Source organism: Glycocaulis sp., assembly GCF_050485565.1.
Classification (GTDB): domain Bacteria; phylum Pseudomonadota; class Alphaproteobacteria; order Caulobacterales; family Maricaulaceae; genus Glycocaulis.
This window is the reverse complement of the sequence record NZ_JBJHBQ010000010.1, coordinates 68,246-93,270: the sequence shown is the minus strand read 5'-3', so window position 1 is coordinate 93,270 and position 25,025 is coordinate 68,246. Positions and strand designations below refer to the sequence as shown.

Here is a 25,025-nt window from a genome sequence, read left to right as displayed (position 1 = left end):
CGATGGGGTCGCAGGGCGTGCCGCTGACCCCGATGGCGAGCCTGGCGGTGGATCCGGCCTTCCATGCCTGGGGCGTGCCGGTATTCATCGATGGCGAAGTGTCGGGGCAGGGCCGCTGGAACGGGCTTGTCATCGCACAGGATGCGGGCGGGGCCATAACTGGTCCGGTGCGCGGCGATCTCTTCTTTGGCTGGGGCGACGAGGCCGGGCAGACAGCCGGGCGTCAGAACAGTTTCGCGCGCTGGCACTTGCTGCTCCCCAACGCGCTGGCGGCCCGGCTGCGCCGGACATCGTGACAGGCCATGAGCGGGCCGAAGCGCACCCTGACACCGGAAGAACGCGCCCTCTGGCGCAAGGTGTCGCGCACGGCCCGGCCTCTGCCCGCCGGTGGAATGCGCGTTCAGCCGCCGGTGAATGAGGAAGGGTTTGCCGCCCTGCTTAGAGGCAGGAGCGGCGCTGCTCCTGCCGCGCTCAATGCCGGATCGGCGCCCAGAAGCGCGCCGGTGGAGCGTGGCGCCGAGCGCAAGGTGCGCCGCGGGCGGGTGGAGATTGATGCGCGCATTGATCTGCATGGCGAGACGGCCGCCCATGCCCGCCAGATGCTTCTGGCTTTTCTCTCCCGTGCGGCCATGAAGGGCCACAAGACCATCCTTGTTATCACCGGCAAGGGGGCCGCCGGGCGGGCAGAGGATACAAGCCGGTTTGAGCCCTGGACGCCGGATGCGCCCTCCCTGCCGGGTGTACTGCGCCGCAGCCTGCCTCTATGGCTCGCCGAGCCGGACTTTGCCGTTCTGGTCAGCGGCTATGCGTCCGCCCATGCCCGTCATGGCGGGGCGGGGGCCTTCTATGTCATGCTGCGGGCATGATGAAGGCCCAGCTTTCTGACAGGGTGCGCGCGCTGGCGCGCGAGGCCGGGTTCGATGCGGTGCGCATTGCCCGCGCGGACGTTCGCTGGGAGGCCGGGGACCGGCTGCGTGCGTTTGTCGAGGCTGGTCATCATGGCAGTATGGGCTGGATGGAAGAGACGCTGGAGCGGCGGGTTCACCCGACGGCGATGTGGCCAGAAGCGCGCTCGGCGGTCGTGGTGGGTCTCAATTACGGGCCGGAGCATGATCCGCTCGATGATCTTGCGCATACCGACCGGGCCGTCATTTCGGTCTATGCGCGCAACCGGGATTATCACGATCTTCTCAAAAAACGCCTCAAACAGATGGCGCGCGCCTTTCATGGCGAAACGGGCGAGGGCGTAAAGGTTTTTGTCGACACCGCGCCCCTGATGGAAAAGCCGCTGGCGGCGCGCTCCGGGCTGGGCTGGCAGGGCAAACATACCAATCTGGTCAGCCGGGACTGGGGCAGCTGGCTGTTTCTCGGCGTGATGCTGACCGAGGCGGAGCTGGTTCCCGACGCACCTGAGACCGATCATTGCGGATCGTGCCGGGCCTGTCTCGATATCTGCCCCACAGACGCGTTTCCTGCGCCCTATCAACTCGATGCGCGCCGCTGCATCTCCTACCACACCATCGAGCATAAAGGCCCCATACCGCGCGAATTCCGCGCCGCCATGGGCAACCGCATCTATGGCTGTGATGACTGCCTCGCCGTGTGTCCGTGGAATAAGTTTGCCGCGCGCACTGAAGAGACCGCCTTTCACGCCCGCGCCGAGCTGGAAGCGCCTCTTCTGGCCGAGCTTTCACGCCTCGATGATGCCGGTTTCCGCGCGCTCTTTACCGCCTCGCCGGTCAAGCGCATCGGGCGGGACCGGTTTGTGCGCAATGTGCTGATTGCGCTGGGTAATGATACCGGCCCGGATGCGCTGGAGGCGGTGTTGGCGCGTCTGGATGATGACAGCGCTTTGGTGCGCGGCGCAGCGGTCTGGGCGCTGTCCCGGCTGGATGCAGCGCGCTTTCTCACCGAACGGACGTCAAGGATTGCCGCCGAGACCGATAGCGATGTCTGCGCCGAATGGAACACTGATCCCTGCTAGCGGTTCTGGTCCAAGGGTTTCCCGTACGGTTCCGATTGCCTACATGAGCGCGGTCGCCTGATCTCATAATGTTTTTCAAGGGCTGTATATGACCGATTTGTCGCCGCGCGAAATTGTCTCCGAGCTGGACCGCCACATTATCGGCCAGCATGACGCCAAGAAGGCAGTGGCCATTGCGCTGCGCAATCGCTGGCGCAGGAAGCGCGTGGACGAAAACCTGCGCGCGGAGATCACGCCGAAAAACATTCTGATGATCGGCCCCACCGGTGTCGGCAAGACCGAGATTTCACGGCGTCTGGCCAAGCTGGCAGGCGCGCCTTTCCTGAAGGTGGAAGCCACCAAATTCACTGAAGTTGGCTATGTCGGGCGCGATGTGGATTCCATCGTGCGTGATCTGGTCGAGATTGCGATCTCGCTGGTGCGTGAGCGCCGCCGCGACGAGGTGCGTCCGCGCGCGGAGGAAGCGGCTGAAAAGCGTGTGCTGGACGCGCTGGTCGGGCCGGGTGCCAGCACCACGACGCGCGACAGCTTCCGGCGCAAGCTGCATGCAGGCGAACTTGACGACAAGGAGATCGAGATCGAGCTGATGGATGATGCCAATCCGCTGCAGGGTCTGGACCTGCCAGGTATGGGCGGTGTCGGCATGATCAATCTGGGCGATATGCTGGGCAAGGGGATGGGCCGCCGCCGCAAGACGATCCGTACCACGGTACGCGAGGCTTACGAGCCTTTGCTGCATGAGGAGGCGGACCGGCTGCTTGATGACAGCCAGATTCAGGCCGAGGCGGTGCGGCTGACGGAAAACGAAGGCATCGTTTTCCTCGACGAGATCGACAAGATCGCCGCGCGCTCGGAAGCTCGCGGCGCTGATGTGTCACGCGAAGGCGTGCAGCGCGATCTTCTGCCCCTGATCGAGGGGGCAACGGTGGCCACCAAGTATGGCCCGGTGAAGACCGACCATGTGCTCTTCATTGCCTCGGGCGCGTTCCACGTCACTAAGCCCAGCGATCTTCTGCCCGAACTGCAGGGACGTTTGCCGATCCGTGTCGAGCTCAAAGCGCTGACCCGCGAGGATTTCCGCGCCATACTGACCGAGCCGGAGGCGAGCCTTGTAACGCAATATGTCGCCTTGATGGCCACCGAAGGGTTTGAGCTGAGCCTTGATGACAGTGCTATCGAGGCGATTGCCGATTATGCGGCAGAGGTGAATGCCAGCGTTGAGAATATCGGCGCGCGCCGCCTGCATACGATACTGGAACGGCTGGTCGAGGAGATCAGCTATACTGCCTCGGACCGTTCTGGCGAGACGCTGGTCATTGATGCCGCCTATGTGCATGAGCGGGTCAAGGCGCTGGCGGCCAATGCCGATCTGTCGAAGTTCATTCTCTAGGGCAAGACGGCGGGACTGATCTCCAGCGTGCTGGCCGTGCTCATGCCTTCAAGCAGCGTCACCAGCTCATCGCGGGCAATAGCGATACAGCCCTCGGTGGGCGTGTAGTCCTCACTGGCGCAATGCAGGAAAATAGCCGAACCCAGCCCCGGCACGGGCGGGTTGTCGTTATGACTGAGCACCACAACGACATCATAGAGCCCGTCCTCGCGCGTCATCACTTCATGGCTCGTTGGCCAGGGCATGCGCACGGGCCGGTTATAGGCAGGGTCACCGGGCGCATCACACCAGCCATCATCGCTGGCGATCATCTGCAGCGGCAGGGCGGTTAGGGGCTTTTCCAGCCGGTCTGCGCGCCAGAGCGCGCGCCGGACGGTCCACACTCCGGCCGGGCTCGCCCCATCCCCCTCGCGCTTCTCATCAGCGCGAACAACACCGGAGCGCCCAAGCGCGCATCGAAATGTGCGGCCGGCGGCCAGCAGGACGCCATTGCTGTGAGCGGTCATTTTCATGCCGGCAGACTGATGCCAGCCCTGCCCGGCTGGCAAGCAGCCAGAGGCAGTTGGCGCGGGGCTGCAACGCACCCTATGTTTGCGTGGTGCGCCTATCAGGGAGGCTTGGCCCGCCATGGCCGGTGAAAAAACCGTTCTCATTATCGATGATGACACCGATCTGCGCGAGGCGCTGGCCGAACAGTTTGCCCTGGAGGACGGGTTTGCCGTGATTACAGCGGTCAATGCCAGCCAGGGCATGGAGCGCGTGCGCAGTGACAATCCCGATATCGTCATTTTCGATGTCGGCCTGCCGGACATGGACGGGCGCGATGCCTGCGCGGTGTTGCGCGAAGAAGGCGAGAGCGTTCCGATCATCCTTCTGACCGCGCAATCGGCTGATGAGGATCATGTGAAGGGGCTGCAATCGGGGGCCAGCGATTTTCTGGCCAAGCCGATAGCCTTCCGGGTCCTGCTGGAGCGTGTGCGCACCCAGCTCAGGCGTTATGAGGCGTCAGAGGACGCGGTGCTGAATATCGGCCCTTACGTCTTCACGCCCGGCATGAAGCAGCTGGTCAATCAGGACGGCAAGCGCATCCGCCTGACCGAAAAGGAAACCAGCATATTGAAATATCTCTACCGGGCAGGCGGCAAGCCGGTCGCCCGCGAGGAGCTGCTTGACCGGGTATGGGGCTATCACCGCGAGGCCAATACCCACACACTGGAAACCCATATCTACCGGCTGCGCCAGAAGATCGAGCCTGATCCGGGCCGGGCGCGCCTCCTGGTCACCGATACGGGTGGTTACCGCCTGCAGTCCTGATCACATCGGGCGGCCAAGCTTTTCCAGCAGCATGCGGCGCAGTTTGCGCATGCCACCGACCCAGCGGTCGCGATCCTGTCCCTTATTGGCGACATAGCCGGGCGTATTGGTGTGGGTCATGACGAGGAAGTGTTTCTCTTCCATCGCCTTGAGCAGAATGCCGGCAACCTCGTCGGCTTCCAGATATCCGCCAAGCCCCTGTGCGCCGCCCTCAATGCCCTGCACCAGCGGCGTGTTCACCCCTTCCGGGCATAGACAATGCACGTTCAGCCCCTCATCGCCGTGGGTGATGGCCAGGCACTCGGCAAAGGATACGGCCGCTGCCTTGGTGGCCGAATAAGGCGCATCCCCGATCTGGGCGAGAAGCCCCGCTGCTGATGAGGTGATGATGAAATGGCCGCTCCGGGCGGCGATCTTGCGGGCGAGATGGCGCGCGGCGAACACGCTGGCCATCACATTGACCTGCCAGCACAGATCCCAGGCTGCGTTGGGCGCATCGCCCGCGCCCCAGCCCGGACCGTCGGTAAAGCCAAGGCCGGCATTGGACATATAGATGTCGACCGGACCGAGAGTGCGCTCGACCTTGTTGATGAAACGCACCAGCGCCGCTTCATCGCCTACATTGACGGCCTCGCCAAACCCGCCCAGCGCCGCGCCGGCCTCAGCTGCAGCGCCCGCGTTGAGGTCAGCAATGGCGATTTTGGCGCCTTTCGCGTTCAAGGCTCTGGCTACGGCCAGTCCGATTCCACTGGCCCCGCCCGTGACGATGGCGGTCTTGCCGCTCAGATCCATGTTCACACTCTCCTAACCCCGGTTTGAGGCAAGACTAGACAGTGCGGGCCAGTTGGCAATCATCGCGGGTCACATGGATGTGATTGGGCTGGACTGGACCCTTTACGGTTGTGCAACGCTCTATCTATAGTGTTGCTCACTGAACAGATTCAGTGGATGTATTATATTGTCTTTGGAACTCCAGCGCCTCGCAGCGCTTCGCGCCTGCGCCATACTCGACACCGCACCACATCCGGCATTTGATTGCCTGACGCGGGCGGCGGCGCTGGCGTTTGATGTGCCTATCGCCCTGGTGTCGCTGGTTGATGCCGAGCGGCAATGGTTCAAGTCCGTGCTGGGCGTGGGCTTGCGTGAGACGCCGCGCTCGGTCTCTTTTTGCAGTCACACGATCGGCGGGTTTGAACCGATGGTCGTCCCCGATGTGACGCGTGATGCGCGCTTTGCCCAGAACCCGCTGGTCACGGGCGCGCCTCATGTGCGCTTTTATGCCGGGGCGCCGCTGATCGAGGAAGATGGCTATGCGCTGGGCTCGCTGTGCATTCTCGATACCAGACCGCGCGATCTGACGTCTGAGCAGGTCAGGCTGCTGGGCCATCTGGCCGATGCGGTGATGCATGCGATTGACGCGCACCGCACGCGGCTGGAGCTCAAGGAGCTGGGGCGGCGCCTGAACGGCCAGGACCATTTACCGGCGCCCGAAGCCTTGCCGCGCCGGGCCTGAGGGGTGTCAGGCTGCAGCTGACACAGTGGCACCGACTATGGCGCACACGATGAGCAGCGTGGCTTCATACTCCTCGACACTGTGGGGCTTGCGTACGCTGGAGGCGACATTGGGGTACTGGCTGGAAGCCGGACCCAGGCGCGAGACATCGCCGGAGAACACGATCACCGGGATGGTGCGCCATTGCGGCGATTCCAGAAGGCGCTCGAGTATCCAGATCCCGTCCTCGCCCGGCAAACGCAGATCCAGGACGATGCAGTCGGGCAGCGGGCCTTCAGACAGGCTTGCCAGTGCCTCGCCACCGCTGGCAGCCCGATCAACCGTGCATTGGGGTGATTTGCGCACCAGCATGCGGGCAAACAGGTCGGCCTCTGTGTCGTCATCCTCGACCAGAAGTATGCGCGCTGGTTGCGTGATGTCGCCCATGCCCGATGCCCGCCCTGCAAGCTTCTGAGCCGAGCCTAGGGGCGAAACTGGCATGCGGGCAATCTTTAATTGCGTGCTGCAGCGCGAAATCGGTCTGGCCCGCCGCAAAGGGACATGAGTGATCTGTGGCCTTGCTGTCATTCACGGCGATTGTGACGACGCCTCATGTCTGCTGGCGGCTTTCACCGGGTTTGCGGTCCGAGAATGCGCGCGCCAGATCGCGTGCCGCAAGAACAGTGCTGATGACGCGATGGGCGGCGGCGCTTGTCGCCCGGACGTAAAAGCTGGGTTGGGAAGGGTCGGTGCGATAGCCGTAATCACGCGCTGCGGCGAGTATCATCCCTGATACCCGGTCCGATGCGCGGCCGTCGCGGATCGCTTCAAGTTCCGGGTCAGATTGCAGTAATGCATGCGGGTTGCGAAGGCATTCTGCCATTGCCCGCTGCGCCGACTGCGCATCTTTGACTTCCTTTGCAATACCGGTCTGCACGAGGTCATAGGGCGGGGAGCTGGCATACGGATTTATACAAAGCACCGGACGCCTCAGCGCGAAACTTTCCAGCCCGACCGTCGAGAAATAGGTCGCCACCATGTCTGACGCCGTTACGGCGTCATGGATGCGTGCATCGGGCATAATGATCAGGCGCCGGAACCCCAGCCGGGCGGCAATCCGGCGGTATTGCTCCAGATAGAGACCGGTTTCGTTCGGATGAGGCTTGATCGCCAGCCACAGACCGTCGATGCCGGCGCAGGCCGCCATCGCGATTTCCGCTATCTCGGAAGACCGGTCCAGACCCAGCGGCTGTGAAGCCAGAAGGACTATCGGAGCCTGTCCCAGCTTTGCAAGATCGGGCAGCCGCGCGCGGGCCTCATCCCGGCTCACGCCGCGCGCTCCCGTGAGATCGCTGTCCAGCTTGGGCGAACCGGTTACGGTTACCTGGCTGGGTGGCTTGCCCAGAAAGTCGGTAAAGACATGACGTGAATAGGGGTCAATCGCCATTATATGATCGGCCTGAGGCCTGATGAAGCGCCGTGACGGGGAAATTGGTGCCGCTTTGAATCTCGAAGGTCGGGATACCCAGAGCCTGGGCGCAACCAACAAACACGTTGGGTTCCAAGGTTCGTCCAGGAACGACTACTACAGCCGAGCAGCTACGCAGTACAGCCAGGGCGCAGGTGCGTGTGTCGCGCGCATGCAGCAGCAACGGGAACAATATACGAGACGTAAAAAGCGCCAGGAGCCCAGCGCAACGAGCTGCCAGCCCTGTTGTCATGCTCAGCGCGTGTCTGAAGCGCCGAACTACGCTGGTGACAAACAATGTGTCGGTTTCGGTAAGCTGAAAAACTGTCTCGCTAGTTATGCGTCCGAGATAAGCTGGTTTCAGCTGTGCAATATCGGCGTCGTTGAGCCAGCCGGGCGGGCTTCCCGGGATATATTCTGCCAGCACGAGGCCGTGGCGCTTTGCAAGCATTGGTAAGATGGGCTTCATGGCGTAGTGATATTGACGGTCCTTGAAGTTGCCCATCAAAAGCACGTTTCCGCGCCTGGCGAGTTCAAGCGACGCCAGGTCGTATACCGGCCATTGGCGGCACCGCGTGGGAACGGTAGCTCGCTGACGAATGCGTTGGCGTACACTCTCCGGCAAATGATCCATTTTCAGGATCACTGGACGGCCCCCTGCGCTGGCCTGTACCGCAGCCAGGCTGGTATAGGCTTCGCTGCCGGGGCTGGGGAACAGATAGATTGAGGAGGGGTCGAGACACCTGATCCGTGTCTCCAGCTCGAGCGTTGGCCGCATCTGTCCTGCAAACCTGTCAACCAGACCCGCAATAAACGCCCAGCGCGTATCGGGATAAACAAACCGGTTGCGATCTCCGTATATCATCCCCGAGCAGCTAAGCGTCAGGTTGTAAAGTAGGGTCGCCGCTTCCAGTGCGCAGGTATAGATTGCTTCGTCGTGCTCCGGGCTGATTGTGTTGTAGTGGAGTAAGCGATCCTCGATCTCAATGCCCGCTTCGCGCGCCGCCTCGAGGAAAGCTACGCAGTGCGCTGCGTTAGGCACGAAGAATCTGGCCGCCGCCATATCCGGCTCTGCAGAGATTTGCTCGAGGATAGCAGCGTAGTCCCGCTGGGACTCGATATATACCAATGCGGGTCGAGTATCAGGAATCGGTAGGTTGCGCTGTTCCTCCTGGGTTCTCATCTTGTGAGTCCTATCCATAAGGGCACCCCTTGTTCACACGTCACTCTCCCATCCCAACGTGCCGCTAGTAGCACTAGTACTGCGTGAAACGATAGTGATTTCTGGCCACCGCTGAAAGTTTGACCAGAAGCGGCGGGCTGATGATGCGAATGGCAAGGCTTGGATGCTAAGCGGTGTGGGTGCAGCACGAATACACGCCGGACAGATGCAGGCAGCACAGGAATACTGGTGTCCCCGACAGGATTCGAACCTGTGGCCCTCAGATTAGGAATCTGATGCTCTATCCTGCTGAGCTACGGGGACATGTGCGCGCCGGACATTAGCCAATTACGGATCGGCTGTCATGCGGGCTGTGCCGGCCCGCGGACATGAGGCTGGAAAGGTCTTCAGCTGCTATTGCGGCAGGTTGAATTGGTAGGCGTGCTGCTCCAGCGGTTCCAGATTTCCGGTCGCGTATGTATCGACCTGAACCTCTCCGCTTTCAAACACCGTGAAGACCCGGAACATGGGCGTGTGGCTGGTTTCGTCGGGGATTTTCGTGCGTTCCAGACCGGGAATATGAAGGTAGTGGACATGCTCGATCTGCCGGGAATGGATGACACGATCCATGTCCATATGCAGATCACCGGAAATCACGGCAGCGAGGTTCGGCTCGGCAACAATCTCGAGGAAACGCGGATTTTCAACGCCCTTGTCCGGGTTGTCCGGATAAACACCCATCTGGGCGGCGTGCACCACCAGGAAGACCGGCCGGGGCGCTGCCCCGCGCACCTGTTCGAGCATCCAGTCTATGCTCTCATCGTTGAACTGGCGGCTGAAATCAGGTGAGGCCATAACCAGCGTGAGCGGGCCGCGCTCCAGTGTGTAGCTTACCTCGGTGACCTCCGGGTTCCACTGGCCGGCGAATTCCAGATACCGCTCGACCGTGTCGCCATGCTCCTCATTGCCCATGATCGGATAGAAAGGACGGGTCAGTGATTGCAGTGCCGGTGTGACGTTCTCGTACTGAACTTCCGTGCCCTTGTGGGCCAGATCGCCTACCCCGAGGACGAAATCGATCCGGCCGGCTTCGGCCAGGGCGTTCACATCGCGCACCGCAGCCTCCACGCCGGGAAACAGCGCGCACGGCTTGGGCTCGGCGTCGCCCAGCACGGCGAAACGTACGCTCACGCTATCTGCAGCGTCGTCCTGGGCGAATGCTGTGCCCGTTACCGGCAGGAAGGCGAGGAGTGTGGCAGTAACGCCAGCGACAAATCTGTTGGCCATGGTGTTTGCAAACCCTGATGTCATGGAACTGTACCGGACATTATACTGCATACTGCTCGGGTTTTGTGACAAGGCGGTGAAACCGGCCGCTTAAAGCGGTCGCGTGTCCGGACTTTGCGCTGTCACCAAACCTACGCCTATCGGTAATTTTCCTGTCACCAAAACATCACCAAGACTTCACCAGTCCGTGACCGGGCTGTCATCGGTCTCCTGTCTAACGAGCAAGAACCGGATGCGTGCGCGCAAGCCGGTCTTTGGTTGTTTTTCAGGGGGACTTCACCGATGACGATCCGTAATCAACGCCTTCTGGGCGTATCCGGCCTTGTGCTCGCTCTTGGCTTCAGCGCCATCGGCGCAGAGGCCTTCGCCCAACACCAGTTGACCGGCCGCGTGGTTGATGAACGTGGCAATGGCCTTCCGGGCGCCCGTGTAAGTGTGCCGGAGCTGGGTCTGACCACGTCCACTGACCGCCGTGGCGAGTTCGTCTTCCTTTCGGTGCCTGCTGGTGAAGCGCAGCTCGAAGTCAACTATCTGGGCCTGCCGCCCGGTGTACGCGGCGTGAACATCTCCGCGACCGAGGCCAACACGATCACCTTCACGCTCACCGGTACCGCGCCGGGCGTGGACCGGATCATCATTACCGGCCAGATTCTGGATTCTGCGGCGCGCGCCCTGAACCAGCAGCGCACCAATAGCGCGACCACCAATATCGTCTCGGCTGACTCCATCGGCCGCTTCCCCGATGCCAATATCGCCGAAGCGCTGCAGCGCGTTCCGGGCTTTGCTGTTGCGCGCGACCAGGGTGAAGGCCGCTTCATCAATCTGCGCGGCGCACCGGGTGACTTCACCGGTATCTCGGTGGACGGCGTCGCAGTAGGCTCGCCTGATCCGGGCACCCGCGCGGTGGATCTCGATACCATCCCGGCCGATATCGTGGCCGCGTTGGAAGTGTCCAAGACCCTGCTGCCAAATCAGGACGCTGACTCCATCGCCGGTTCGGTCAATCTGGTTACGCGTTCTCCGTTCGACCGTCCGGGCCTGCGCATCTCCGGTCAAGGTGGCCTCAGCTACAACGAGTTTGGCGATGGCAATGACCGCCGCGCCTCCGGCACGATCTCCAACACGTTCGGTGATGGCCGTTTCGGCGCCCTGCTCTCGGCCAGCTATTCGCGCACCGACCGTCAGGTCGACAATATCGAGTCCAACTGGATCATCGAGAATATCGGCGGCCAGGATGTGTTCCTCGTCGATGAACAGGAGTTCAAGGATTACGACACGATCCGCGAACGTACAGCGTTCACCGGTTCGCTGGAGTTCCGCCCCGATGACGCGAACCGCTTCTTCCTGACGGGCAGCTATTCGCGCTTCCGCGACGACGAGTTCCGCAACACGCTGCTGGTTCTATACGCGGACGGCTCGCTGCAGCCGGGGGCCACAAACGGCAATGCGACCTGGAACAGCTCACGCATTGAGAAAGAGCTGCGCCACCGCATCGTGCAGAATGAGATCGCCACGATCCAGATCGGTGGTGAGCACCTTATTGGCGGTGGAGAGCTGGATTATTCGCTCTCCTATTCGCGCTCCGAACAGTTCAACCCGCGCCGGGCCCAGTTCCTGTTCCGGTCCTCGATTCGACCCAATCTGAGCTATGACTTCTCCAATGCCGACAGCCCGGCCCTGTCACTCTTCACCACCAATGAGCACCTTGACCTCTCAGGTTACGGCTTCCGCGAGAACGTGTTCCGTGGCCAGACGACCGAGCAGGACGAGATCGCGGCACGCATCAACTACGCCTTCAGCGGTTCGCTCTTCACCAATCCGACAGAGTTCCGCACCGGTGCTGCCGTACGCAGCCGGGAAGTGACCAATGACAATGAGCAATATCGTGACCGTCGCGGCATCGCTGATCCGGGTCAGCCCATCTCGGCCTTCCTCGGCAATGAGCCGTCGCAGAATTTTGACTACTTCCTCGGTCAGAAATACGATCCGGCCGCAGTAACCGCTTACTGGAACGCCATCGAAGCGACATCTACCCAGCCGGCGGTCCGCCGTGTGCCGCAGTCAACTACGGCAGATTATGAAGCCGAGGAGCGCATTTACGCGGCTTACGGCATGGCAACGGTAGAAGCCGGTGCCACCCGTATCGTGGCCGGCCTGCGGGTTGAGCATACGCAATTCGAGGGCTCAGCGCCGTTCATCGATGACAATGACAATATCAGCATCAACCGCATCAGCCGGGACTATACCAACTGGTTCCCGAACCTGACCGTGCGTCACGAGTTTTCCGACAATCTGATCGGTCGTGTTGCGCTGACCCGTGCCATCAGCCGCCCGCGCTATCAGGACGTAGTGCCCCGGGTTCAGGAGGGTGATCGCACCTCGCTGCCGGTGGGCGTAAGCCGGGGTAACCCGGACCTGCGCGAGACCCTGTCGAACAACTTCGATGCAGGTCTGGAATACTACTTCACCCCGCTGGGTCTGGCCGCCATCAACGTGTTCTACAAGGATCTGGAGAACTATGAGTTCACCTTGGTTCGTGACGGAACCTATGAGGGTCTTCCCGCCCGTATTTCCACCGCAGAAAACGCGCCGGATGGCTATATCCGTGGTGTGGAGCTGACCTATCAGCAGCAGTTCGTGAACCTGCCCGGCCTGCTGGCCAATACCGGTGTGTTCGCCAATTACACCTACACCGATGCCGAGATTACGCTGGCTTCCGCGATTTCGGGCAGCCGCACGCGCGTCCTGCCAGGTCAGTCAGATACCACGCTGAACCTCGCGGTGTTCTATGAAACCGAGCGTTTCAGCGCCCGTCTGTCCTGGAATGATCGATCTGACTATATCGACTCGGTAGATGGGGAAGACTCACGTCTCGACATTTTCTGGGAAGGCCGCAGCCAGCTTGACTTCTCGGCGAGCTTTGACGTGACTGACCAGCTGGGTGTGTTCTTTGAAGCGAAGAACCTCACCAACACCGAAGGGGTGCGTTATGCGGGTGACCGCAGCCGCGTAATCGAACGCGAAGCGTTCGGCTACACCCTGTTCGGCGGCCTGCGCTTCAACTTCTAGGCCATATAGCCTGTATGCCTGAAATGAGGGGCGCGGGGGAAACCTCGCGCCCTTTTTCTTTTCCGGTGTCTTTGCCGGCCCCTCACCGGTCTGTGACTGGCGCAAAACGGGGCAAACGGGTATCAAGGCCCTATGCGCGCACTTCTTGCCAGCTTTGTCATGCTTGGCCTTGCCGTTACTGGCTCGGCCAATTGCGCGCTTGCCATGCCGGTTGTGGAGACTGCCGAAACGGCGTCTCACGCTGCTCCGGCAGCCCATCCGCCCTGTCACGAACCGGCGCTTGTGTCCGATAGCAGCCAGCATCCTGCCCTGCATGGTGATGAAGACTGCCTGGGCGGTGCGGCGTGTATTGATTGCGCGCTGGCGTCAGGGCTCTCGGTGGAAGCCGCTTTCCTTGACGGCGTGGCCCTGCACGGCGCACCGCGCCTGTTCGCCGTGAAGACGGCCCTCTCGTCCGCGCCTGCGCACGACCCGCCCCCTCCCCGGATCTGATCCTTCCATGAGCTGGCGCAAGCAAGCTTGCGCCTATCCGGAATTGATCAGACGGGAAGGATAATCCCTTGAGAGTATATATCTTTGCAGGTGCCTTGCTCGCGCTTGCATCCAGCGGCATCGCAGATGCCCGTCCGGTATCCTATGAGGGCGGCAGAACGCTCATCGTGGAACATGACCGCGATATGAGCGCCATCTGGGCGCACTACACGCCCCATCACCGCTATTCGATCGGCTATCGCGGTGAATGGCACCGCGAGGATGATCATGTCTTCCACGGTGTGCAGGCCACGTGGCTCGCCAATCGCTGGTTTGGCGAGGACTATCAGGCCAATCTCTACCTGTTTGGCGCGGCCGGTATTGCATCTGGCGTGGAGGATAACCCGGCAGGCAGCGGTGCGGCCGGTTCGCTGGGGCTGATGGCTGACTGGGAGACGCGCCGCTGGTTTGTCTCCTACATGGCCAGAGGCTTTGCCGGTGAGACGGTCGGCGAGATGGCCATGCAGTCGGCAAGGCTCGGTGTTGCGCCCTATGTGGCCAATTACGGCGCGCTTCACACCTGGCTGATGGTGCAGGTGGAGCATAACCCGCAGGCCGAAAACCCGGTCGGTGTGACACCGCTCGTGCGCTTCTTTCAAGGACCGCTCATGGCCGAGTTCGGCTGGTCGGTCACCGACGACAAACCCTTCCTCCAGTTCCAGTACCGCTTCTGAAGCGGCCATTCCCGATTAAAAAGGAGACATCTCATGTCTATTCGCCAAATCACGCTTGCTTTCGCCCTTGCCGTCACTCCGGCGCTGAGCGCTGCGCCCCATGCGCTGGCTCAGGAAACCGCCCTGTCGGAAAGCCAGATCACGCCCGCCATGAGAAGCGCCCTCGATGAAGGCGGTTCGCTGGTCGTGGTCGATGTGCTGGGTGCGGTGTGCGATTTCTGCGCCCTCGCCATGACGCGCACGTTTGAACGCCGCGCCGAAGTGGCGGCAGCCACGGTTGATCTTGATGCCAAGACGCTGACCTTCGTGGTCCATGAGGGCCAGGACATGGATGATGCCACGATTACCGACCTGATCCGCCGCGCGGGCTATCAGGCCAATGGCATTACCCGGCCGGAGGCGTTGTAATGCGGCTGGCCTTTCGTGAGACGGGGGCTCCGGCCCTTGCCCTCTTTGCCAGCCTCTCCACGCTGATCTGCTGCGCCCTGCCGGCCCTTCTGGTGACCATCGGGGCGGGCGCGGTGATGGCGGGGCTGGTGGCCAATGTGCCGGGCCTGGTGGCCTTCACCGCCTGGAAGGGGCCGCTCTTTGCCCTGTCGGGCGCACTCTTGCTGGGGGCCTTCGCCATGCGCTGGTTCACCCGCAATGCGCCCTGTCCGGCAGACCCGAAACAGGCGGCAGCCTGCGCGCGTATGCGCCGCTGGGGCGGGATCGTGCTGATTGCCGCGGCTATCGTATGGGTGGTCGGCTTCTTCTTCGCCTTCTTTGCTGCCGCGCTCTTCTTCTAGCGGCACCCGTTTGCGCTTCACTCCGCTCTGATGTCTTGTCAGACTGGGGTGAAGCGGGACGGGGACAGGCAAGGTGGGAAGGATAATCACAGCGGCGCTCACCGCTTTCTGCCTTGCTGCCTGCGGTGCGCCGCTCGAGGCTGAACCGGACGCGCCTCCACTGGCTGAAAACCCGTCAGGCGCCCGCGCCGTGAGCGGGGATCGTTTCACACTGGAGATCGAGGGCGAGGCGGCAGATGTGCGCCTTGCCGGTATACGCGCGCCGCGCTCTGGGCCGTCTGCAGAGCTCGCGCTGGCACGGCTACAGGCGCTGCTGGATGAGGCAGGCGGTGATCTGGCGCTTACCCCTGCCGGGCCCGGCCGCAATCGTTATGGCGCGCTTCTGGTGACCGCTACGCGCGGTGATGGCTCCACCCTGCAGGCGGCGCTTGTCGCCGAGGGGCTGGCCGCTGTCGATAGCTATGCCGACAACACCGCGCACACCTCCCGGCTGCTGGAACTGGAGGAAGTGGCGCGTAATGCCGGTCTTGGCGCGTGGGGTTTGCGCGATCTTCTGGTTCACACCACTGACCCCAACGCGCTCGCGCCCTGGCTTGATAGCGTGCAGATCGTGGAGGGGCGGGTGATCTCCACCGGGCAGGCGCGCGATGGGCGCATCTATCTCAATTTCGGCACGGACTGGCGCACCGATTTCACCGTTCAGGTGATGCGCCGGCACCAGCGGCGCTTTGAGGCGGCAGGTGTCGATCTGCGCGAGCTGGCGGGCGCTATCGTGCGCGTGCGCGGCTGGATGTATGAGGAAAACGGCCCGATGATAACGCTCGATCACCCTGAAGCGCTGGAACTGGTCGATGCCCCTGAACCTGCAAGGCTTCCCGGACGCTAGAGGGCCGGGATGAGTCCGGCCTCTTCGGGGTCGCCTGCAATCTCGATCAGAGACTTTTTCATCTTCATCAGCGCCTGATGCTCGATCTGGCGGACCCGTTCCTTGGAAATCCCCAGCTCCCCGCCAAGCTGTTCGAGCGTGACGCTGTCCTCGATGAGGCGGCGCTTTGTGATGATGTGGCGCTCGCGCTCGCTCAGCCTGCTCATCGCCTCGCTGATCCATTGATGGCGGGTAGCCGTGTCACGGCTTTCCATCACGGCTGATTCCGGGTCGGGCCGGTCATCAGCTAGCAAATCCTGCCATTCGCCCTCCCCCTCTTCTGCGAGGGGGGCGTTCAGCGACCGGTCGACCGCCGCCAGGCGGGCCGCCATGGCGTCCACATCATCCTCGCCAACCTTCAACGCTTCGGCGACATAGGCGCGGTTTTCCGGCGTCATGGCGCTGCCGCCGACATCGCTGATGAGGGCGCGCAGGCGGCGCAGATTGAAGAAGAGCGATTTTTGCGCCGCCGTGGTGCCGGTGCGCACGATGGACCAGTTGCGCAGGACGTAGTCCTGGATCGAGGAGCGTATCCACCAGCTCGCATAGGTGGAAAAGCGCAAGCCCCGCTCCGGCTCGAACCGGGCGGCGGCCTGCATCAGGCCGATATTGCCCTCCTGTACCAGGTCAGCGAAGGGCAGGCCGTACTGACGAAAGCGCGCCGCCATAGCGATGACAAGGCGCATATAGGCGGTGGTGAGCGTGTGCAGGGCCTGTTCGTTGCCGTCCTCGCGCCAGGCAGTGGCAAGGGCCAGCTCTTCCTCGCGTTCCAGCAGCGGCACGGTCATGGCCGCTTTTAAAAACTGGCGGTCGGGATCAGCAGTGCGGCGGGCGGAAGGCTGGCTGGACATGGACGCAACTCCGGCAAGGGTGGCATCGATTTCGTCAGATTTTACGGTGAACACCGTTCACCGGATCACATCCGCTATCATTTCCATGCAGCTGGATGCAGACACCTCAGCCCTTGCGGCCTGGCCAAATGAAAACGCCCCGCCGGTAAGGGCGGGGCGATTCATGACAATCGGGAGAAACCCGGTGTCTTAAGCGGCTTTTTTCTGCAGGGAGGTGGAGAGGATTTCGAGCGCCTTGTCGCGATCGACCTTCTCCACGGCAGCCACTTCCCGCACCATCCGGTCCAGCGCAGACTCATAAAGCTGGCGCTCGGAATAGGACGGCTCGGGCTGGTCTTCATGCCGGTGCAGGTCGCGCACGACCTCGGCGATGGAGATCAGGTCGCCGGAATTGATCTTGGCTTCGTATTCCTGGGCCCGGCGGCTCCACATGGTGCGCTTTACACGCGCCTTGCCGCGCAGGGTTTTCAGGGCATCGGCCAGCACCTTGTCATTGGCCAGCGGGCGCATGCCCGAAGCGATGGCTTTCGCCGTCGGCACCCGCAGTGTCATCTTGTCCTGCTCGAAGGAAACGACATAAACCTCGATATCGAAGCCTGCCACGGTTTCCTTTTCCACCCCGGTCACGCGGCCTACGCCGTGGGCCGGATAGACGATGTAATCACCTTTTTTGAAGGTCTTGTTGTCATTGGCGGTTTTCTTGGTCATCGACACTCTCTTGGCCAGCGCGCACGGACCTTCAGGGCTGATAATTGTCAACAGCACTCCCGCCGGTGAAAACCGGGGAAGTGGTGATAAAGACAATAGATCAGATCAACGCAAATTCCCTGAGGGGTCCGCTTAAGGCGCGGTTATCGAAGACGCACAAGCTACCACAATCGTGACAGAAATTCAATTGCTGCGTTTGCGAATGTTTAACCTGTTGGCCATAATAGTAAAGGCAAGGTTAATCGCCGGAGCCCGGCTTGGCCGAAAAGTACTTGTCCAGCTTTCCGGTGACGGTCTCAAATTCAGCGGCATCTGCGGGTGCGTCTTTGCGCACTGTAATGTTGGGCCATTCAGTGGCGTATCTTGAATTCAGCGCCAGCCACTTGCCGTCGGCCTCATCTTCAGTATCCGGCTTGATGGCCTCTACAGGACATTCCGGCTCGCACACGCCGCAATCAATGCACTCGTCGGGATGAATGACGAGCATGTTCTCGCCTTCATAAAAGCAGTCCACCGGACAGACTTCCACGCAATCGGTGAACTTGCAGCGTATGCAGGCATCGGTGACGATATAGGTCATGGCGGCGTAGCGTTTCCGGGTGGCGCGGGTGGCGGGCAGGCAGCGATCCGGACATGGAACCCGCGATCCGTTTTGTCAATCACGGCCCTGCGATATCCAGCGCGCGATAGAGCGTGCGTGCCTCTGCCGGCGGGCCGCGCCTGTGGCCGGTGGCACAGATTTCGATGCGGGCAGGGGCCGGTCTGAGCGGCAAGGTGAGGATGTCGCCGGGCTGGATGAGGTGGGCGGCCTTGGCGATTTTGACGATCTGGCCGCCCCGCTCCAGCCGGACATGGCCGCGATTGACGAGATCGGCGGCCAGTGCGCGTGATTTGAGGAAGCGGGCGCGAAACAGCCAGACATCAATGCGGATACGCTCTGGCGCTTCATCACCGGAGGCTGGCCCTGTCATGCGGGTCTGGCTCCCTTGCCGGATGTGTTTGCGCGTTTGCGGCGCGATTTGTGCGATGCGCGCGGACGCGGGCGGGCCGCCGCGGGCGTCAGGCTCAGCTCGGCCAGCCGGGCAAATGGGCTGGCGCTGTCTACTGGTGCAGGCGGGCGTGCTCTTTCAGGCGGGCTGCGCCGTGCCTTGCGGCTGGCCGCCCACATATCGGGGGCGGTCTCTGCCGCTTTACTGACACGGGTATAGCCAAGCGCGCGTACAATTTCTTCTAGCCCGGACATGGGCAGGCCGAGCAGCGCCATCATCGTATCGTCCAGTGCGAACCAGCTGCGCGGATGGGATTTTCTGGCATCACGAATGGCGTCGGCGAGGCGTTCGAGCATATCGACGCGCACGGCGAGCGAACCGCAGACGAGATAACCCGCCGCTGCGATCTCCGTTTCGCTCCGCTCTGGCGGGGCGGGCAGGCAGACGCGTCCGGGCTGGGGCCGGAAGCGCTGGTCTGCATCGCAGGAATGGACCGCGCACAACAGCGCATTCAGGCTGGCCGCGCGCGGCTTTAACAATGCGGGCAGGAACACGCCATGCTCACCAATGCGCACACCGGCGCTGCGCAATTGCCGGCGTTCATGGGCGGAAAGCTGCGCGATATCGGCGGCGAGCTGGCGGCGCGGCGTGGCCCCGCCCGCTTCCACCAGCCGCCAGGCGATGCCGCGTGCCAGACCGTCCAGCCCGGCGCCGGTGCCGCCATGATCCTTCAGCCTCAATAGCGGGCCCAGATAGCGTGATATTTCCCCGGCGACGTGGCGCTGCAGGTGCTGTGCGGCGCGTGAGACCGCTTCAGGAGCGCCCAGCTCCCCGCCGACCAGCACCACATCCGGGTTCAGCCGGTCTGCCGATCGTGCCAGCTTTCCCGTCCGCTCGCCCTGCCAGACCAGATAGCCATCGCTATCCAGCTCCAGATCGGCGGCGTCTGCCCGGGCGAGCGCGCCGAGGCGGCGATTGATCTCCGGGCGAACGGCTTTGAGGGCTGCGCCGGTGACCGCGCGCTGGGCCAGCGGCCCGCCCGCATGGTCTGCTGAAAAGCGCAAACCCTTGAGACGGCCGACAAAATGACCCTCCACGGTTACTTCGCCGCGATGGTCCACGCCTGCGGCCAGATCGGCCTTCTCGCGCAGGCCCTTGACCAGCGCCGAGGTGCGCCGGTCGATGAAGCGGGTCATCAGGGCTTCGTGCAGCGCGTCGGAGAGCGCGTCCTCCACCTCGCGGGTGCGGGCCTGCCAGTGGGCAGGGTCTCTGGTCCAGCCGGGGCGGTTGGCCGCATAGGTCCAGGTGCGCACATGAGCCAGGCGCTGGGAGAGGACCGCGACATCGCCTGCCGTACCGGATACGCGCGCCAGCTGGCCTTCCAGCCAGGCATCGGGCAGCACGCCTTCCCGGCTCATCAGATAGGCATATATCTGGCGCGACAGGCGTGCGTGCTCATCGGTGGTGGTTTTGCGGAAATCGGGGATGCGGCAGACATCCCACAGGGTTTCCAGACCGCCGGGCGCGCGCGTCCAGCCGCGCACTTCGGCGTCCGCGCTCAGGGTTTCGAGCACCTGCTCGTCCAGCGCGCCGCGTACCCGCTCCAGCCCCTTGGCCGGGCAGGGTCTTGCCAGCGAGTTACGCAAGGCTTCCAGGGAAGAAAAATCCAGCGCGCTATTGCGCCAGGTCAGCTTTGAGACGGGTGCAAATTCATGGTTCTCCACCGCCGCAATCGTTTCGGCGTCCAGCGCCCGCGCATCGCCCGTCTCGCCAAATGTGCCATCAGAGCGGAAGCGGCCTGCGCGTCCTGCAATCTGGCCTATCTCGTCGGGGCGCAAGCGGCGGCGGCGATGGCCATCGAATTTGGAGAAGGCGGCAAAGGCGACATGGTCCACATCCATGTTGAGCCCCATGCCAATGGCGTCAGTGGCGATGAGATAGTCCACCTCGCCGGACTGGTAGAGCTCTACCTGTGCGTTGCGGGTGCGCGGGGAGAGCGCGCCCATCACCACGGCTGCCCCGCCGCGCTGGCGGCGTATCAGCTCGGCAATGGCGTACACATCTTCTGCAGAGAAGGCGACGATGGCCGAGCGGCGCGGCAGCTTGCCGATCTTTTTCGGCCCCGAATAGGTGAGGGTGGAGAAGCGCTCACGCTCCACTTTGTGCGCATCGGGTACCAGCCGGGAGAGCATGGGCGCCATGGTCGAGGCACCCAGCAGCATGGTCTCCTCGCTCCCGCGCGCGTGCAGAAGCCGGTCTGTGAAGACATGGCCGCGGTCGGGGTCGGCCGCCAGCTGGATCTCGTCAATGGCCAGAAAGGCGGGGCGCAGATCGAGCGGCATGGCCTCTACCGTGCACAGGAAATAGCGCGCGCTTTTGGGCACGATCTTTTCCTCGCCGGTGATAAGCGCCGCTGCGCCCGGTCCCTTGGCCTTGACCACGCGGTCGTAAAGCTCGCGGGCCAGCAGGCGCAGGGGCAAGCCCATCACGCCGGAGGACCGTCCCAGCATGCGCGTCAGGGCAAGATGGGTCTTGCCGGTATTGGTGGGGCCCAGAACCGCCGTGATCTCGCCTTGCGTGCGCATGACCGCCTCGCTTTCTGTTGCGAAGATAGGGCGTAGCGCGGGCCGGTTTAAGAGGCGATGGCAGGCATGGGTTTTGGCATCATTTGATGCTAATATGCGTTCATCAAGGGAGATCTGCCATGCGCACGACCGTAAATCTTGACGACCAGCTGCTTGAAAAAGCCGCGAAGCTCACCGGCATTGAAGAGCGCGCAGCCCTTGTCCGCGAGGCGATGAAGGCGCTGATCGAGCGCGAGAGCGCGCGCCGCCTGGCCCGTCTGGGCGGGACGCAGCCGGACTTGCGGCCCGTTCCCCGGCGGCAGGGCGAACCGGCTTGATCCTCGTCGACACATCTGTGTGGGTGGACTATCTGCGTTCCGGCGAACCGCATCTGGCGGGCCTGCTGATGAATGGTCAGGCCGTGTGCCATCCCTTCATCATCGGTGAGCTGGCGCTGGGCAATCTGGCTGACCGGTCGGATATTCTGGCCGATCTGGAAAACCTGCCGGCCGCGCCGCAGGCATCGGACGGCGAAGTGCGCCGCTTCATCGATGCGTATGACCTTGCCGGTAGCGGCATTGGTTATGTGGATGCCCATCTTGCGGCGTCGGCAAAGCTCGGAGCACTGCAGGGCTTATGGACCCGCGACAAGCGTCTGGCGCGGGTCCTTGACCGGCTCGGCCTGGCTGTGGATCTCGCCTAGCCGCCCACACGCAGATGGGTGGCGCTGATGGTCAGATTGCCGATGCGGGTATTGGCGCGATAGCGCACCGGCACCCATATTTCGCCCTGCTGGGCCATCCATATTGTCACCGGGCGGTTTGTATCTTCCTCGGTCGGGCGCTTGCCTTCCTCATAGCCGCTGATCGGTTCCACATAGGCCCGGCAGACCAGCGCCGCGCCGCGATAGGCGCGCGTGGACACTTCTGACATACCGCCATTTTCCAGCCGCAGATTATAGCGTGCCCGCCCGTCAAAGATCGGGACGCTGCCAGAGCAGGGCTCGCCATTGGCGGCCATGGGCGCGCTCAGCATCATGTTGAGAATGCCCGAAATGGGGTCGATGGCACCGGTACGGTCCTCATCGCTGGCGGCCGGATCACCCATCGAGCCGAAGGGCGGGTTGATATCCGGCACGGCCATGCCGTCCTCGAAGTGAACCGCCACGATGCGCCCCTTGCCGCTGGCATGGTTGAGGTGCTGGTAGCGCCAGGGGTCAAGGCCGCCATCGCGGACATAGCCGGAAACCCCAGCCTCGATATTGGTATCGTCAAACCAGCGCAACAGCCCGCCGGACTGGAAGGTGGCGGTAGCCGAATAGGTCTCGCCCGGCCAGACGGCGTTGATGGAAATGTTGGCCACCGGGATCATCAGGAATGAGCCGGAATACTGCACAAACAGGCTGTCAGGCGGCGCGGCGAGCCGGGTTCCGGTGTCCGCGCTGGCTGGCAGGGCGGGCAGGATCGCAAGAGCCGTCAGGGCCAGAAGGGCTTTAAGTCGCATGAAGATCACTCCAGCAGGGTTTTCAGCCGCTATTGTATCGTGTTCACAAGCTGTCTGCACGATGAACGCGGCAGTGTTGTGGCAGGCACACCCTGACCCGGCGTCATCTACAGGCCCGGCTTGACGTTGCGCGCCCTCTCGGCTAACACCCGCGCTCCCGCGCTGGAGGCTTCTCCGGCGTGTAACGATATTCCTGAACGCGACTTTGCAAGAGAAGGTGGAAGCCATGGCGCGCCGCTGCGAACTGACCGGGACCGGCCCAATGTCGGGTAACAACGTGTCCCACGCCAACAACAAGACCCGCCGGCGCTTCCTGCCGAACCTGATCGATGTCACGCTGGCGTCGGAGGCTCTGGGCCGCGCGTTCAAATTCCGCATTGCGGCGAAAGCCCTGCGCAGCGTTGACCATGTGGGCGGTCTCGACCCGTTCCTGCTCAAAGCCCGCGACGAGAACCTCTCGGCCGGCGCGCTGAAAGTGAAACGCGAGCTGAAAAAGGCGCAAGGCGAAGCGGCGGCTTAAGCCCTTCCTTCACGGCTTGAAAGTTTGAACGCCCGTCTCGATTGAGGCGGGCGTTTTCTTTTTGCCGCCAACCGGCCTAGCTTGCCCCCAGACACGCATCGGGAGGGCCAGATGATCCGCACCATCACACTCATGACAATCGTTTCGGCGGGGCTTCTAGGGGCCTGTAACGGCACGTCCGAAAACGGCCCAGCGGCCAGCGAGGCGGCGGAGCGCATCTTCACCGGCGGCACCATCCACACCGGGCTCGGTCATACGGTAGAGGCCGTCGCGGTGCGTGAAGGCCGGATCGTCTATGCGGGCGATGCGGCGGGGCTGGCAGGGTTTACAGGTTCCGGCACCGAGACGGTCGATCTGGCAGGCGCGGCCATGTTTCCGGGTTTTACCGACTCTCACGCCCACCTCATCGGGATCGGCCAGCGCGAACGCACGCTGAACCTCGAGGAAACGGCGTCCATTGCCGATCTGCAGGCGCGCGTCGCCGCCTATGCGGAAACCAATACGCAAGGCGTGGTGTTCGGGCGTGGCTGGATCGAGACGCATTGGCCGGAAGCGCGCTTTCCGGGTGCCGGTGATCTCGATGCAGTGGTGGCGGACCGGCCCGTCATCCTGATCCGGGCTGATGGCCATGCGCTGGTTGCCAACACAGCCGCGATTGAAGCGGCTGGCGTGACCGATGACACGCCCGACCCGGATGGCGGGGCGATATTGCGCGATGAGGATGGCCGGGCGACCGGCATGATCATCGACACCGCCATGGCCCCGTTCCGCGCGCTGCTGGGTGAAGCGACCGAGGCCGAACGGGTGGAGATTTACGCCGCCGGTGCGCGTGTGATGGCGAGCTATGGCTGGACGGGCGTCCACGATATGAGCGTGCCCTACCGCGATGTCGCGATCCTTGAGCGGCTGGCCGATGAAGGCCGGCTTCCTTTGCGGGTCCATGTATCGGCCAATCCGGGTGATTATGCAGATGTGGCTGCCAATGCCCCGCGCCAGCACGCATCAGGGCAGGTAACCGCGCGCGCGGTAAAGCTCTATGCCGACGGGGCGCTGGGGTCTCGCGGCGCGGCGCTAATCAGTCCTTATGCCGATGATCCGGCCAACCGCGGCCTTGTCCTGATGCAGGCGGAAGAAGCCGGCGTAATGATGGATGATGCCCTGCGCGACGGTGTGCAGCTGGCCATCCATGCCATTGGCGATCTTGGAAACCGGCTGGTGCTGGACTGGGTGGAGGCCGCTTATGCGCGCGTGCCGGTTGAGGAACGCGCGATAGCTGAGCCGCGCTGGCGTATCGAGCATACGCAAGTGGTCAGCCCCACTGACCTGCCGCGCATTGCAGAGCTTGGCCTTATCGCCTCCATGCAGCCCTCCCACGCGATTGGTGATCTGCACTTTGCGCCCGCCCGCCTTGGCGCGCAGCGCCTGTCGGGCGCCTATGCGTGGCGGGACATCACGGACAGCGGCGCGGTAATCGCGGGCGGGTCCGATGCGCCGGTCGAGCGCGGGGAAGCCCGCATCGAGTTCTATGCAGCTACCGTCCGGCGCGATCTCGATGGTTTTGCCGATCCTGAAACCTGGCATCTTGAACAGGCTCTGTCACGCGATGAGGCGCTCGCCCTCTTCACCAGCAATGCGGCTTATGCGGCGTTCCGTGAAGACGAGCTCGGCACGATCCAGCCCGGCATGCTCGCCGACTTCTCCGTCTTCGACACGGATCTGATGAGGGCAGAGGATCTGGATTTGCGTCACGCCCGGCCCGTGATGACGGTAATTGGCGGGGAGGTTGCATGGCGGGGGGAGTAGGCG

Annotated in this window: 28 protein-coding genes and 1 tRNA gene; 16 read left to right on the top strand and 13 right to left on the bottom strand. The window is 62.9% G+C overall.

From position 1 onward, the window contains the following. The 4 genes from ACQ5ID_RS11985 to hslU form a co-directional block, all read left to right on the top strand. A partial coding sequence (locus ACQ5ID_RS11985; RefSeq protein WP_429912674.1) for a 3D domain-containing protein occupies positions 1-296 on the top strand: 296 nt, incomplete at its 5' end. A 6-nt stretch (positions 297-302) separates the two neighbouring features. Next, entirely contained in the window at positions 303-866 is a 564-nt protein-coding gene (locus tag ACQ5ID_RS11980) for a Smr/MutS family protein (protein WP_429912673.1), read from the top strand. Beyond that, positions 866-1,984 (top strand): tRNA epoxyqueuosine(34) reductase QueG, encoded by a 1,119-nt coding sequence (queG, locus tag ACQ5ID_RS11975; RefSeq protein WP_429912675.1) that lies wholly within the window; start codon positions 866-868, stop codon positions 1,982-1,984. Before ACQ5ID_RS11980 ends, queG begins: the two co-directional genes overlap by 1 nt. Before the next feature lie 88 nt (positions 1,985-2,072). Then, complete coding sequence (gene hslU, locus ACQ5ID_RS11970) at positions 2,073-3,374, top strand: ATP-dependent protease ATPase subunit HslU (RefSeq protein ID WP_429912672.1); 1,302 nt, start codon at positions 2,073-2,075, stop codon at positions 3,372-3,374. Here hslU and ACQ5ID_RS11965 read toward each other — a convergent pair. Beyond that, positions 3,371-3,880, bottom strand: coding sequence for a L,D-transpeptidase family protein (locus tag ACQ5ID_RS11965; protein WP_429912671.1), 510 nt, complete (start codon positions 3,878-3,880; stop codon positions 3,371-3,373). The two genes, hslU and ACQ5ID_RS11965, sit on opposite strands and share 4 nt — an antisense overlap. A gap of 121 nt (positions 3,881-4,001) precedes the next feature. On the opposite strand from ACQ5ID_RS11965, the gene ACQ5ID_RS11960 reads away from it, so the two are divergent. Continuing rightward, complete coding sequence (locus ACQ5ID_RS11960) at positions 4,002-4,688, top strand: response regulator transcription factor (protein ID WP_429912670.1); 687 nt, start codon at positions 4,002-4,004, stop codon at positions 4,686-4,688. On the opposite strand, the gene ACQ5ID_RS11955 is transcribed toward ACQ5ID_RS11960, so the two are convergent. Further along, positions 4,689-5,480 carry an SDR family oxidoreductase gene (locus ACQ5ID_RS11955; protein WP_429912669.1) on the bottom strand — a complete coding sequence of 264 codons (792 nt, stop codon included), beginning with the start codon at positions 5,478-5,480 and terminating at the stop codon, positions 4,689-4,691. It abuts the gene before it with no gap. A 166-nt stretch (positions 5,481-5,646) separates the two neighbouring features. Here ACQ5ID_RS11955 and ACQ5ID_RS11950 point away from each other — a divergent pair, with 166 nt between their 5' ends. Further along, positions 5,647-6,201: a GAF domain-containing protein gene (locus ACQ5ID_RS11950; protein WP_429912668.1), complete on the top strand. Its 555-nt coding sequence runs from the start codon at positions 5,647-5,649 to the stop codon at positions 6,199-6,201. A gap of 6 nt (positions 6,202-6,207) precedes the next feature. On the opposite strand, the gene ACQ5ID_RS11945 is transcribed toward ACQ5ID_RS11950, so the two are convergent. The 5 genes from ACQ5ID_RS11945 to ACQ5ID_RS11925 form a co-directional block, all read right to left on the bottom strand. After that, entirely contained in the window at positions 6,208-6,681 is a 474-nt protein-coding gene (locus ACQ5ID_RS11945; protein ID WP_429912667.1) for a response regulator, read from the bottom strand. 109 nt (positions 6,682-6,790) lie between these two features. Beyond that, entirely contained in the window at positions 6,791-7,627 is an 837-nt protein-coding gene (locus ACQ5ID_RS11940; RefSeq protein ID WP_429912666.1) for a hypothetical protein, read from the bottom strand. Next, entirely contained in the window at positions 7,617-8,831 is a 1,215-nt protein-coding gene (locus ACQ5ID_RS11935) for a hypothetical protein (protein WP_429912665.1), read from the bottom strand. Before ACQ5ID_RS11935 ends, ACQ5ID_RS11940 begins: the two co-directional genes overlap by 11 nt. A gap of 226 nt (positions 8,832-9,057) precedes the next feature. After that, a tRNA-Arg gene (locus ACQ5ID_RS11930) sits at positions 9,058-9,134 on the bottom strand. A gap of 90 nt (positions 9,135-9,224) precedes the next feature. Next, on the bottom strand, positions 9,225-10,097 hold the full coding sequence (locus ACQ5ID_RS11925) for a metallophosphoesterase family protein (RefSeq protein WP_429912664.1): 873 nt from the start codon (positions 10,095-10,097) through the stop codon (positions 9,225-9,227). A gap of 282 nt (positions 10,098-10,379) precedes the next feature. On the opposite strand from ACQ5ID_RS11925, the gene ACQ5ID_RS11920 reads away from it, so the two are divergent. From ACQ5ID_RS11920 to ACQ5ID_RS11895, 6 genes are all read left to right on the top strand, one after another. Beyond that, entirely contained in the window at positions 10,380-13,166 is a 2,787-nt protein-coding gene (locus ACQ5ID_RS11920; protein WP_429912663.1) for a TonB-dependent receptor, read from the top strand. 132 nt (positions 13,167-13,298) lie between these two features. Continuing rightward, a complete protein-coding gene (locus ACQ5ID_RS11915; RefSeq protein ID WP_429912662.1) occupies positions 13,299-13,658 on the top strand; it encodes a hypothetical protein in 360 nt (119 codons plus the stop codon). 68 nt (positions 13,659-13,726) lie between these two features. Further along, the gene (locus ACQ5ID_RS11910) at positions 13,727-14,371 is read left to right on the top strand and encodes a hypothetical protein (protein ID WP_429912661.1); all 645 of its coding nucleotides are present in this window, start codon (positions 13,727-13,729) and stop codon (positions 14,369-14,371) included. Between the two features lie 33 nt (positions 14,372-14,404). After that, positions 14,405-14,779 (top strand): heavy-metal-associated domain-containing protein, encoded by a 375-nt coding sequence (locus ACQ5ID_RS11905; protein ID WP_429912660.1) that lies wholly within the window; start codon positions 14,405-14,407, stop codon positions 14,777-14,779. Further along, positions 14,779-15,159 carry a hypothetical protein gene (locus ACQ5ID_RS11900; protein ID WP_429912659.1) on the top strand — a complete coding sequence of 127 codons (381 nt, stop codon included), beginning with the start codon at positions 14,779-14,781 and terminating at the stop codon, positions 15,157-15,159. The genes ACQ5ID_RS11905 and ACQ5ID_RS11900 overlap by 1 nt, the downstream gene beginning before the upstream one ends. A 73-nt stretch (positions 15,160-15,232) precedes the next feature. Then, positions 15,233-16,045, top strand: a complete 813-nt coding sequence (locus ACQ5ID_RS11895; RefSeq protein WP_429912658.1) for a thermonuclease family protein — start codon at positions 15,233-15,235, stop codon at positions 16,043-16,045. On the opposite strand, the gene ACQ5ID_RS11890 is transcribed toward ACQ5ID_RS11895, so the two are convergent. The 5 genes from ACQ5ID_RS11890 to ACQ5ID_RS11870 all read right to left on the bottom strand — a co-directional run bounded on the left by ACQ5ID_RS11890 (position 16,042) and on the right by ACQ5ID_RS11870 (position 21,217). Then, entirely contained in the window at positions 16,042-16,935 is an 894-nt protein-coding gene (locus tag ACQ5ID_RS11890) for an RNA polymerase factor sigma-32 (RefSeq protein WP_429912657.1), read from the bottom strand. The genes ACQ5ID_RS11895 and ACQ5ID_RS11890 overlap by 4 nt on opposite strands. A 189-nt stretch (positions 16,936-17,124) precedes the next feature. Next, positions 17,125-17,643, bottom strand: coding sequence for a CarD family transcriptional regulator (locus ACQ5ID_RS11885; RefSeq protein WP_429912656.1), 519 nt, complete (start codon positions 17,641-17,643; stop codon positions 17,125-17,127). 238 nt (positions 17,644-17,881) lie between these two features. Continuing rightward, entirely contained in the window at positions 17,882-18,223 is a 342-nt protein-coding gene (fdxA, locus tag ACQ5ID_RS11880; RefSeq protein ID WP_429912655.1) for a ferredoxin FdxA, read from the bottom strand. A 79-nt stretch (positions 18,224-18,302) separates the two neighbouring features. After that, positions 18,303-18,614, bottom strand: a complete 312-nt coding sequence (locus tag ACQ5ID_RS11875) for a S4 domain-containing protein (protein ID WP_371392936.1) — start codon at positions 18,612-18,614, stop codon at positions 18,303-18,305. Further along, positions 18,611-21,217 (bottom strand): helicase-related protein, encoded by a 2,607-nt coding sequence (locus ACQ5ID_RS11870; protein ID WP_429912654.1) that lies wholly within the window; start codon positions 21,215-21,217, stop codon positions 18,611-18,613. The genes ACQ5ID_RS11875 and ACQ5ID_RS11870 overlap by 4 nt, the downstream gene beginning before the upstream one ends. Positions 21,218-21,336: 119 nt before the next feature. On the opposite strand from ACQ5ID_RS11870, the gene ACQ5ID_RS11865 reads away from it, so the two are divergent. Beyond that, complete coding sequence (locus ACQ5ID_RS11865) at positions 21,337-21,534, top strand: type II toxin-antitoxin system VapB family antitoxin (protein ID WP_371392934.1); 198 nt, start codon at positions 21,337-21,339, stop codon at positions 21,532-21,534. Continuing rightward, positions 21,531-21,899, top strand: coding sequence for a type II toxin-antitoxin system VapC family toxin (locus ACQ5ID_RS11860; RefSeq protein WP_371392933.1), 369 nt, complete (start codon positions 21,531-21,533; stop codon positions 21,897-21,899). Before ACQ5ID_RS11865 ends, ACQ5ID_RS11860 begins: the two co-directional genes overlap by 4 nt. On the opposite strand, the gene ACQ5ID_RS11855 is transcribed toward ACQ5ID_RS11860, so the two are convergent. After that, positions 21,896-22,699 carry a DUF3108 domain-containing protein gene (locus tag ACQ5ID_RS11855; protein WP_371392932.1) on the bottom strand — a complete coding sequence of 268 codons (804 nt, stop codon included), beginning with the start codon at positions 22,697-22,699 and terminating at the stop codon, positions 21,896-21,898. The genes ACQ5ID_RS11860 and ACQ5ID_RS11855 overlap by 4 nt on opposite strands. Positions 22,700-22,925: 226 nt before the next feature. Here ACQ5ID_RS11855 and rpmB point away from each other — a divergent pair, with 226 nt between their 5' ends. Beyond that, positions 22,926-23,219: a 50S ribosomal protein L28 gene (rpmB, locus tag ACQ5ID_RS11850; protein ID WP_127565059.1), complete on the top strand. Its 294-nt coding sequence runs from the start codon at positions 22,926-22,928 to the stop codon at positions 23,217-23,219. Positions 23,220-23,330: 111 nt separating this feature from the next. Then, on the top strand, positions 23,331-25,022 hold the full coding sequence (locus ACQ5ID_RS11845) for an amidohydrolase (RefSeq protein WP_429912653.1): 1,692 nt from the start codon (positions 23,331-23,333) through the stop codon (positions 25,020-25,022). Positions 25,023-25,025: the final 3 nt, after the last annotated feature.